Annotated in this window: 5 protein-coding genes; 1 reads left to right on the top strand and 4 read right to left on the bottom strand. The window is 71.0% G+C overall.

Annotation, left to right across the window (positions count from 1 at the left end; translation table 11 throughout):
* The first annotated feature begins 113 nt into the window (after positions 1 to 113).
* Positions 114 to 2,102: a molecular chaperone HtpG gene (gene htpG / locus D7X12_RS14965; RefSeq protein ID WP_120625948.1), complete on the top strand. Its 1,989-nt coding sequence runs from the start codon at positions 114 to 116 to the stop codon at positions 2,100 to 2,102.
* Positions 2,103 to 2,243: 141 nt separating this feature from the next.
* Here htpG and D7X12_RS14960 read toward each other — a convergent pair whose 3' ends face one another.
* From D7X12_RS14960 to D7X12_RS14945, 4 genes are all read right to left on the bottom strand, one after another.
* Positions 2,244 to 3,275, bottom strand: coding sequence for a 2-dehydropantoate 2-reductase (locus D7X12_RS14960; protein ID WP_120625947.1), 1,032 nt, complete (start codon positions 3,273 to 3,275; stop codon positions 2,244 to 2,246).
* A 63-nt stretch (positions 3,276 to 3,338) separates the two neighbouring features.
* The gene (locus D7X12_RS14955) at positions 3,339 to 3,992 is read right to left on the bottom strand and encodes a CPBP family intramembrane glutamic endopeptidase (protein WP_244224562.1); all 654 of its coding nucleotides are present in this window, start codon (positions 3,990 to 3,992) and stop codon (positions 3,339 to 3,341) included.
* A 100-nt stretch (positions 3,993 to 4,092) separates the two neighbouring features.
* Positions 4,093 to 6,558, bottom strand: coding sequence for a S8 family peptidase (locus D7X12_RS14950; RefSeq protein WP_120625946.1), 2,466 nt, complete (start codon positions 6,556 to 6,558; stop codon positions 4,093 to 4,095).
* Between the two features lie 104 nt (positions 6,559 to 6,662).
* Positions 6,663 to 7,910, bottom strand: coding sequence for an NAD(P)/FAD-dependent oxidoreductase (locus tag D7X12_RS14945; RefSeq protein WP_208719040.1), 1,248 nt, complete (start codon positions 7,908 to 7,910; stop codon positions 6,663 to 6,665).
* Between the last annotated feature and the right edge of the window lie 43 nt (positions 7,911 to 7,953).

The following is a 7,953-nucleotide window of genomic DNA, read 5'->3' as shown; positions in this document are numbered from 1 at the left end:
ACCGCCCGCCCCTCCCAGCGCGGGTGTGGGCGGATTCCCTCTTCTCGACAAGTCGCCAGACATGGTTATGGGGAAGGGCATTGGCGCGTTTCGTACGGCGCCCGGAGGCCTTCATGTCCGCAGAGACCCACCCCCAGCGGGAAACCCATTCATTCCAGGCGGAGATCCAGCAGCTGCTGAGCCTGGTCATCAACTCGCTCTACAGCCACCAGGAGATCTTCCTGCGCGAGCTGGTGTCCAACGCGTCCGACGCGCTGGACAAGCTGCGCTTCCGCGCCATCACGGAGCCGGAGCTGCTCAAGGACGAGCCCGCGCTGGAATTGCGCATCGTCCCGGACGCCGACAAGGGCACCCTCACCATCGAGGACACCGGCATCGGCATGACGCACGACGAGCTGGTGAAGAACCTGGGCACCATCGCCCACTCCGGCTCGCGCGAGTTCCTCCAGGCGCTGGCGCAGAAGGGCCAGAAGGACATGCAGCTCATCGGCCAGTTCGGCGTGGGCTTCTACAGCGCGTACCTCGTGGCGGACCGCGTGGAGGTGGTGAGCCGCGCCGCCGGTGAGGGCAGCGCGTGGAAGTGGGCGTCGGAGGCGCACGGCACGTTCACCGTGGAGCCCGCGGAGAAGGCCACGCGCGGCACCGCCATCACGCTGCACCTGAAGGCGGACCAGAAGGAGTTCCTGGACGAGTGGAAGCTGCGCCAGCTCATCACCCAGTACTCGGACTACGTCGGCCACCCCATCAAGCTCCAGGTGACGAAGCAGGTGGGCAGCGGGGAGACCCAGGCCACGGAGAGCGCGCTGGAGGTGGTGAACAAGGCGAGCGCGCTCTGGCAGCGCGCGAAGTCGGAGGTGACGGACGAGCAGTACCAGGAGTTCTACAAGCACCTGACGCACGACTACGACAACCCGCTCGCGTGGACGCACTTCAAGGCGGACGGCACGCAGCAGTTCACCGGCCTGCTCTTCGTCCCCAAGCACCCGCCGTTCGACTTGAACTCGCAGCAGCAGCGCGGCGTGCGGCTGTTCGTCAAGCGCGTGTTCATCATGGACCGCTGCGAGGACCTGGTGCCGCAGTGGCTGCGCTTCGTGCGCGGCGTCATCGACTCGGACGACCTGCCGCTCAACGTGTCGCGTGAGATGCTGCAGGACTCCGCGGTGGTGCGCGCCATCCGCAAGCACGTGGTGAAGAAGTCCCTGGACCTGTTGGAGAAGATGGCCAAGGACAAGCCGGACGACTACCGCACGTTCTGGGAGTCCTTCGGCACGGTGGTGAAGGAAGGCCTCACGCTGGAGACGGAGCACCGCGAGAAGCTGGGCGCGCTGGTGCGCTACGAGTCCTCCCGTGAGGAGGGGCTCACGTCGCTGGCGGACTACGTCACGCGCATGAAGGAGGGCCAGGAGGCCATCTACTACGTCTACGGCGAGAGCCGGAAGGCGGTGGCGGACAGCCCGCACCTGGAGGCGCTGAAGCAGCGCGGCTACGAGGTGCTCTTCATGACGGACCCGGTGGACGAGTGGGCCGCGCAGGGCCTGCGCGAGTTCCAGGGCAAGCCGCTGGTCTCCGCGCTCAACGCGGACCTGAAGCTCCAGTCCACAGACGAGCAGAAGAAGGAGAAGGAGCAGCAGTCCGAGGGGCTCAAGGGGCTGACGGACAAGATGAAGGACGTGCTGCGCGAGGACGTGCGCGAGGTGCGCGTGTCAGACCGCCTCACGGACTCGCCCGTGTGCCTGGTGGTGTCCGAGGGCGGCACGCCGGCCTACCTGGAGCGACTGCTCAAGGAGCGCGGCAAGGGGATGCCGCGCGTCAAGCGCATCCTGGAGGTCAACCCCAAGCACCCCGTCATCGAGCACCTGCGCGGCCTCCTCGCCCGCGACCCCGCCGCACCGCAGGTGGGTGAGTGGATCGAGCTCCTGCACGACCAGGCGCTGCTCACCGAGGGCAGCCCGCTGAGCGACCCGAACCGCTTCGCCCGGCGGATGACGGCGCTGCTCACGCAGCTGGCCACGAACAGCCCGTCCGCGACGGGCAACGGCATCCCGGCGGAGCAGGTGCCGACGCCCGCTGTCGCCCCGGCGCCCGCGCAGTCCACCCCCTGAGCCTGTCGCTCGACGCACCACCGGGCGGGGCGACGCTGCTGTCGCCCCGCCGAGCCCGCTCAGTCCAACTGAGCCTCTCGCGTGACGCACCAGCGGGCGGGGCGCCTACACCTTCCCGCCCGGGCGCGTGCGCGCGGTGACTCAGGCGCGGGCCTGGGCCGCCTGGGTCAGGTCCGCGAGCAGGGCCTCGCCCGTCCAGTCGCGGCGGGGGCCGGCCTCCGCCTCGCGGATGAGCGCGACGAGCCGCGCATTGACGGGGGTGGGCACGCGGACCTTCTGGCCGAGCCGGACGATCTCCCCGTTGAGGTAGTCCACCTCCGTCGTACGGCCCGCATGGAGGTCGTCCCACATCGACGAGCGCGCCCGCGCGTCGATGGCGAGCATCTTCTGCGCGAGCACCGCGAACACCCCGTCCGGCAGCTCCAGCAGCCCGGGGATCCAGTGCGGCGGCAGGGGCGTCAGCTTCGCCGGCTTCACCCCGGCGGCGGCCAGCACCGCCAGCCCCTCGCGCTGCGCGAGCGACACGCACCGCCGCCACGCGCGCTGCGACAGCTCCTGCTTCAGCGGCAGGTTGGCGAGCGCATTGACGGCGTTGTTGAGGTTCAACAGCAGCTTGGCCCACTGCACGGCGACCATGTCCGCGTGCTGCTTCACGGCGAGCCCCGCGCGGGCGAAGGCGTCCAGGAAGGGCGCGAGCCCCGCGTGCTGCTCGGCCTCCAGCGTGCCCTCGGAGCCCGCGAAGAAGGTGCCCTGCCCCTGCGCGGCGACGTTGAAGGGCACCATGCCGGTGAGCACCGTGCGGCCGGGCAACACGTCCCGTAGCACCTGCGCGTTGTGCAGCCCGTTCTGGAAGCTGATGACCACCGCGCCGGGCTTGAGCCGCGACGCGAGCGTGCGCCCCGCATCCTCCGTGGCCGAGGACTTCACCGTGACGAGCACGAGGTCCGCCGTGGAGAGCGCATCTGGCGCCGTGTCGATGTGCACCTGCGCGGCGGGCACCCTCAGGTCGGCGCCACGCCAGTCCATGAGTCGCAGCCCGTTCGCGCGGACCTCCTGGACCACGCGCTCACGGCCGATGAAGCGCACCGTGGCACCGCTCGCGGCGAGCCGGCCGCCCACGTAGCAGCCGATGCTCCCGGCGCCGAAGACACAGAACTCCTGGGAAGAGGCCATGGCGCGGATTGTGGCCCGGCCCTGGCCCCCTTGCACGGGATTGCCGCGCCTTCACGCCGGGCTTCAGGTCGCGGGCAGCAGCACGACGATGAGCACGTCCCACAGCGCGTGGCTCAACCACGACGCCCAGGGCGTGCCACGCCATTCGGCGAGGGCGCCCCACGCGAGCGACGTGGGCAGCGCGGCCAGGGCCAGCAGCGGCTCCCCGAAGGCGAGCAGCAGCAGGCTGGACAGCACCGCCGACCCGGCCACCGCGCCCCACCGTCCCAGGCGCGCGCGCAGCGCCCCCTGCACCAGCCCGCGCCAGAACCACTCCTCCGCGGGGACGAGCAGCAGCACCAGGGCCAGGGCCGTGCCCACGGAGCCCGTTCCGAACGTCGCGTAGACGGCGTGCAGGGGTTCGCAGAGCGCGTCGGTGAAGCCGCCGCAGAAGGCCCACAGGAAGGCGCGCGCGCCCGCGTACAGCACCAGCGCCTGGGCCACGCTCCACGCGGCGTCGGGAAGTGACAGACGCGGCAGGGGCCTGCGCCAGCGCCCCATCGCCCGCCACGTCACCGCGAGCCAGCCCGCGCAGAAGACAGAGGCGAGGGCGAAGAAGAACGGCGGGTGCGCGTGCACCAGCGCCGTCCAGGCCACCACGCCCACGGTGGCGGCGGCCCGCCAGCGGGGCAGGACCGCGTCACCGGGCGACAGCGGAACAACGGGAGGAGCGGTCATCGCGCGCGGCAGCGTACCCCGGCGCGACGGCCCCCGGTCCCTTCACGGCCTCCCGCCGGCGGGCACGGACCGCGTGCACCGCCGACTCAGGGCCAGGGCCTCACTCCGGAGGGAGGCACGCCCCGCCGCCCGAGCCATCCTCGGAGCACTCGTAGCCGGAGCGGCACGAGCCCTGACCGCCAGACACCGGCGGTGTGCAGGACAGGAAGCAGTAGGCGTTGGCGCCGCTCGTGGTGCTGTAGCAGGCCGTGCCGGACGGGCAGCTCGACGACAGGCAGTCCGCGGTGCAGTAGCCGCCCGGGAAGGTGCTGGACGTGATGCACAGGCCGCCAGGGCCGCAGTCGCTGCCGGTGGTGCAGGCCTGCCCGATGGTCGTGTCGGGCGCCGAGTCCTCGTCGGCCTCGTAGGGCACCAGGGTGAAGCTGATGTCGCTCGTCGTCTTGCCGTTGGTGACCTCCACGGTCTCCACCTCGGTGGTGTCGCGCCAGAAGCCCACGCGGTCGCCGCTGTCGAAGTAGTCGCCCTCGCCGGTGTCGTCGATGGACGCCAGCACCAGGTACTCGCGGCCGGGGAGCTTCGTGCTGTAGGTGAACCCGTCGGCCGCGGACACCGTGCCGATGCCGTCGTCGTCGATCTGCACCTCGTCCGCGGCGTCCAGGTAGGCGAACGCGATGACGGCGTCCTTGTCGTCGGCGGCGCCCACGCGGAACTTCACCAGCACCTGGGCCGTGCCCGCGCCCGACGCGCCCGTCAGGTCCAGCTGCGCCACGTAGCTGCCCACGGCCAGCGAGCCCGGGTTGACGCTCACGTTCAGCGACGCGGACTTGTACGCGGGGATGGACAGCGTGTTGCTGGAGACGGTCACCGCGGAGGCGTTCGCGCCAGAGACGGCGACGCTGACCGACAGCGTGCCACCGCCGTTGTTGCGCACCGACAGCACCTGCGGCTTCGTGCCCGAGAGCGCGAGCTGGGTGGTGCTGATGGAGAGCTTCGGCGGGGCGCTCGGATCTCCACCGCCCTTGGCGCGCAGCACGGCGGCGTAGGCGTCCACCAGGCCCGCGCCGCAGCCCTCGGAGCACTTGCTCGTCGTGTCCGCCGTGTCCTTGAGGATGTCCTCCACCTCCTGGGACGTGAGGGCGGAGTTCTGCGACAGCATCAGCGCGACGATGCCCGCGACGTGCGGGGTGGCCATGCTGGTGCCCTGGTACCCTTCATAGGACGGCACGTTGCTGCTGTTGGGCAGGGTGGACAGCACGCCGTCCGGGTAGCGGTCGCCGTTGCCGTCCTCGCTCGTCTGGCCGCCGGTGCCCATGACGTCCACGTTGGCGCCGTAGTTGGAGTAGCTGGCGCGCTTGCCGTTGAAGCGCACCGCGCCCACGCAGATGACGTTCTGCATGTTGCAGGGGAAGGTGCTGGACGCGTTCGTGTTCTCGTTGCCGGCGGCGACCACGAAGATGGAGCCGCGCGACACGGCGAGGTTCACCGTGTCCTGGATCGACTTCGTCGGGGTGCCGTTGCCGCCCAGGCTCATGTTGATGACCCGCGCCTTGTTGGCGTTGGGTGCCACGCCCGGGACGCTGCCGCCGCTCGCCCAGGTCATGCCCGCGAGGATGTCCGCCAGCGTGCCGCCCTTCGTGCCCAGCACGCGCACCGGGAGGATGTTCCTGCCCCTCCAGGTGACGCCGGCCACGCCCACGCCGTTGTCGGACGACGCGCCAATGGTGCCTGCCACGTGCGTGCCGTGGAACGACGAGCCGCCGTTGGGCAGGTCCTTGCCCTCGTCCGTCGGGTTGGCGTCCACGCCGTTGCCGTCGCCCGACGCGTTGGGGTCGGAGATGAGGTCGATGCCCGTCAGCATCCGCGAGTCCAGGTCCGGGTGCTTCGTGATGCCGGTGTCCAGCACCGCGGTGATGATGGACTCGCTGCCCGTGCCCAGGTCCCAGGCGGCGGGCAGGTTCATGTTCGTGTAGTGCCACTGCCGCGAGTAGAGCGGATCATTGGGCACGGCCAACGGCCGCACCCGCACGTTGCTCTCCGCGTACTGCACGCCCGTCACCGCCTGGACCCGCTGGAGCACGCGCACGTGCTCCGCCTGGGTGAGGGCGCGCACGTTGGAGCCGCCGCTGGCCATGGCCTGGGGCTGGCTCACCTCGTAGCGCAGCAGGTGCAGCGTGTCGCTCAGGTAGGCCTGGTGCACGACGTGGTAGCCGTCGATGCGCGCCTGCGCGACGGCTTCCTCCGGGGACAGGTCCGGCGTGTCGAAGCGGACGATGATCTGTCCCGGCAGCAGGGACGCCTGCTCCGTCAGCGGCTTGGACGGGATGCCCGTGCGCCACACGCCCCGGGCCTCCAGCGCGCGGGAGACGGCCTTGCCCAGGTTCTTCGCGTTGGGCAGGGAGAAGAACGCGCTCAGCGACGACGGGGTACTCGCGGCGGCGGAGCCCGCCTGGAACGGCTGGAGCGTCCCTTCGACGGTCCCCCGGGTGGGCGTGGTGTCGTCATCATCTTCGCTGGGACATGCCGTGAGACTGAACATCATCCCCAGCAGGGCAAGACGGCGGAGCATGAAAGGTCCTTAGGACAAGGCGTGTGTGCGTCCGACCCTAGGTCCGCTGCGGGCAATGCGTCCAGCCGCCACTCGCTCGGCCGGGGGGCCCCTTCCCCCAACGGCTAACGTCCCAGGTCCAGCAGGACCGCCTCCGCCGCGCGGCGCCCGGACGTGAGCGCCCCGTCGATGGAGGCGTTCTCGCGGTGGTCCCCGCACACGTAGAGCCCGGCCGCCAGCCTCACCGTCCGGTGCGGCTCCACCAGCGCGGAGGGCGGCTGCGCGGGCAGCGCGTCCGGCAGCACGTACGTGCGCAGGTGCCGCCACGCGGCCACCGCCGTGCCGAACCACTCCGTCAGCTGCTCGCGCACGCGCGCCTCCAGCCCGCCTGGGTCGCTGGCTTCGCCCACCACCGACACGGACACCAGCGCCTGCCCCTTCGGGGCGTACGCGGGCGACACCTCGCTCATCACCGCCACGTTGTTGACCGGCCCCCGCCCCTCACCATTGAGCACCAGCCACGGCCCCTCCACCGGCGGCTCCGGCGCGGCGAAGTAGAGGCACGTCACCCGGTTCATCCGCGGCGCCGGCATGCCCACCAGCAGCGAGGCCGCCGTGCCGGGGTCGGTCGCCACCACCACCGCGTCCGCGTGGAGCATCTCGCCATCCGCGAGCCGTACCCGGTGGCCCCAGACCTCCGCCACGCGCACCTTCATCCGCAGCGCGCCTGACGGCAGCTTCAGCGCGAGCTGCTCCGGGATGGCGCCCATGCCCCGCTCCGGCACCACCGTGTGCCCCTGGGAGAACATCCGGAACACGAACTGCAACATCCGGCTGGACGTCGTCAGCTCGCGCTCCAGGAAGATGCCGCCGAAGAACGGGCGCAGGAACGCGTCAATCATCTCCTCGGAGAAGCCCAGGTCGCTGAGGAAGCGCTGCGACTCCTGCTGGGGCCGCTGCCAGAGGTCCGTCACCTCCCCGGACGTCGCGAGCTGCCGCAGCTCCAGCACGCGCAGCTTGTCCAGCAGGCTGCCCACGGGCTCGAACACGTGCGACACCGCCTCCAAGGGCCGTCGCAGCGGGTCGGCCAGCGTGTGCAGTCGCCCACCCCTCCACACCTTGGCACCTGGAATGAAACGCTGCGGTGACAACGCGTCCAGGTCCAACACCCGCCGTCCCTCCGGGTAGGCGGTGAGATACACCTGGAAGCCCCGGTCCAGCAGGAAGCCCTCGTGCACGTCGGTGCGCACCCGGCCACCTGGCGCATCCCCTGCTTCGAGCACGATGGCGCCCACGCGCGCCTCGGTGAGGGCCGTCGCGCACGCCAGTCCCGCGAGCCCTCCGCCCACGACGATGACCCCGGGTTTCGCCATGGCCTTCCTCCAGTCCAGCGAGCGGGCGGACCCTGGCTTGATA

The sequence above is a fragment of the Corallococcus sicarius genome, from assembly GCF_003611735.1.
Taxonomy (GTDB): Bacteria; Myxococcota; Myxococcia; order Myxococcales; family Myxococcaceae; genus Corallococcus; species Corallococcus sicarius.
This window is presented reverse-complemented; position numbering and strand designations above follow the sequence as displayed.